The organism is Flintibacter sp. (assembly GCF_046973065.1).
The window spans coordinates 22196-25118 of sequence record NZ_JBKVXZ010000025.1; the positions used below are offsets into that span (position 1 = coordinate 22196).

Consider the following 2923-nt stretch of genomic DNA (forward strand, 5'->3'; position numbering starts at 1 on the left):
GCCGGATTGAAAAAGAGGTTGGCTGCTTTTGCTAAGAAGTACCCTGACCTTTGCAGACTGGAAAAATCCAATGTTCAAGGCGGTGTTTCTTATGTGCTGACAAAGTCCCGTCTGTCTATCCGTTTCTTGCCGCCTTACAGTGAGGAACGCAGACAGAAAGCCAGTGAATATGCAAAAAAGCATGGGCTGAACAGTCAGCAGGGATAGTGTGATAATCAGGGCTGATATGCGGTTAAAATGTCAGGTGCAGACCTGATGTTTTGACCGTTGCCTATTGCCTGTGAGGAAAGTATCTGGGACTATGGATTTTGCGGAAATGTGCGTTACAAGGCTTGAACAGGAACTCTGCACACAAAATTTTTTCTTCCATTCTTTAGGCTGATGAAGTATAATGAGTGTAGTAATAAAGTTGAATTTGAGGTGCTGTTATGGGCAATAAATTGATTAAAAAAAAGAAAGCAACTTCATCTAATGCAGATTATGAATGGGATGAGAAAACAATCAGAAAAAGGAAAAACTGTTTTATACTTGGAATAGTGTCAGCATTGATAGCTATTATCTTATTGGTATTTTGTTTTATACTTCTGAGTAAGGGAAAACAAGAATTTGGATTAGCAGTACTTGTGGGATGGATAATAACTGGAATGCTTGCAGTTGTACTAATCTATAAAAATGTTGCTTATGTGATACATTATGAAGCAACAAAGATGTATAAGAAATATGAAAATCAAGGATTATGTGAAATTGCATTATCAGACGCAAATAGCATTAAACAAAAATTCTTGAATTACAAATTTGAAGCACAGGCGGATGGCTTGCTTTTTAGAAAGAAGTTTTCACCATTAAAGGATTTCATTTCTTATTATGTCAGTGTTTCAGAAGCAAAGGATATAAAAAATTTACTCAAAAGGCAGCTTGACCATATAAATACGAAAAAAACAGGTAATTCTTGTTTGATTATTTTTGCATACATGGATGAAATATCAGAAGAAACCAAAATTTTTGTTAAGAATCATGGAATGAATATGATTGTTTCTGAAGAAGTATTTGAAACTTGTACACAAACAACAGTAATCTTGGTTGCTGTGGATAAGCAAAGACAAAAAGGCTGGTATGTAGATATTGGAAAAAAGAAAAAGCTGTCTTTGTATTCACATGGATGTAAACTGATAAGAAAATGTTTGGGTAGCATTTAGTATATGCCCTCTGATTGTAGGCTATCTGCAATCTGCCACAACTGAATATGACCGTCAAGGTCAGATGAAGAAACCGATGTATTGAGCGTAAAGCGATCATGCGTCGGTTTTTCTTTTTGCAAAATAGTCCGGTGGACTGTTTTGTAAAACCGAAGGAACTGACAGAGCTTGGGACGGGGCGAAGTCAGTTTGTTCGGGCGGGAGTACAGAGGGTGCAACCCTTTGTGCATGGGTACAGGGAATGCAATATCCCTGTGCAGGTCAAGGGCGGCAGCCTTGCCCAGTTAAGTGGCGTTTCGCCACTTAGTACTGGGTATTACTTGACGCAGAAAGCCGCAAGGAATCAGCTTCGCTGCCCTTCTCCCCTGTCGGGGAAATCAAAAAGAAAAGGAGGAACTCATGTGAAATTAACAAGGCACAATGGACGAGCCGGAAAGAATGGCGTTTATAATCCGAAGCACAATGACCGCAGTTTTGACATTGCCAACAGCGAACACATTGACGAAGAACGAGCCAAACAAAATCTCTATTGGGACTGTTACAATGGCTTCCGCAATTTCAAAAATCCCGAAAAGGAAAATGAGCTGTCTGCCACTTTTGAAGATGTGGAACAGCTTTTTTATCGTCAGCGGTATCGTGATTTTGTAACCGGACAGAACGAAAGAAATGTGAAGAACCGACACCCTGAAAGAAATAAGGAAACCGGAGATTTACTCAAAAGCAAAAAGACCTGTCCTGAGGAAACGGTCTATCAGATTGGAACACTTGACAATCATGTTCCGCCGGAACTGCTCATTGAGATCGTCACAGAATTTATGGAAATCGTAAATGAGCGTTTCGGCTCTCATGTCCATATCCTGAATTGGGCGCTGCACTTGGATGAAAGCACCCCTCATATTCACGAGCGTCATGTGTTCGACTGTGAAAATCAATATGGGGAGATTGCCCCACAACAGGAAAAGGCTTTGGAAGCACTGGGGTTTGAACTGCCAGAACCGGAGAAGCCTGTCGGAAGAAAAAATAACCGCAAGATGACTTTCGATTCAGCCTGCCGAGTGCTGTTGTTTGATGTGGCGAAAAAGCATGGCTTACAACTGGAAGAAGAACCGGAATATGGTGGTCGTGCTTATCTGGAAAAACAGGACTATATTCTTTTCAAGCAAAAGGAGCAACTGGCAGCACAGGAGCAAAAGTTGGAAGAACTCACGATGAAGATTGAAGATGTGGAAGCTCTGGTGGACGAGGTTGCAGATATTGCCTATAACAAGGCGGTTGAGGTCGTTGCTGATACTGTAAAACTGGAAACGCACAAGGAGGATATTAAGCTGGTGGAGCAGTCTAAGGCATGGGTCCTCTCCCCTGAGCGTAAGGCTTCAAAGAAAGAAATCGAGTATGCAGTGAAACGATTGGATGGCGTGATTGCCAGAATCACAAATGCTATGAAATCAACCATTCAGAAAATCCAAACCACGCTGATGAAACCGGAGGTCAAAAAAGCCGGAACGGAGCAAATTAAGAAGAAAGCCAAAAGTTCTATTATAGAGCAGTTAAGCCGCAAGAAGAAAGAAATGGCAGAGCGTGAAGTCAGCCGGACAATTCCGGCGAAAAGCAAAAAACAGGATATGGAGCTCTAAGGCACTTGCTGTTTTCGTTTTGAAAATGACAGGTGCTTTTGCTTTAAGAAACAAGAAAATATCTTCCATTCTTTAGGTTGATGAAGTATAATG

Annotated in this window: 3 protein-coding genes; all 3 read left to right on the forward strand. The window is 41.1% G+C overall.

All coding sequences use genetic code 11. The annotated features are described in order from the left end of the window. Positions 1-207: molecular chaperone (locus ACLTXB_RS10225; protein ID WP_428226914.1), on the forward strand; the 207-nt coding region annotated here is incomplete at its 5' end. A gap of 221 nt (positions 208-428) precedes the next feature. Then, entirely contained in the window at positions 429-1196 is a 768-nt protein-coding gene (locus tag ACLTXB_RS10230) for a hypothetical protein (RefSeq protein WP_428226915.1), read from the forward strand. A gap of 212 nt (positions 1197-1408) precedes the next feature. After that, the gene (locus ACLTXB_RS10235) at positions 1409-2830 is read left to right on the forward strand and encodes a serine/arginine repetitive matrix protein 2 (RefSeq protein WP_428226038.1); all 1422 of its coding nucleotides are present in this window, start codon (positions 1409-1411) and stop codon (positions 2828-2830) included. The last annotated feature ends 93 nt before the right edge of the window (positions 2831-2923 follow it).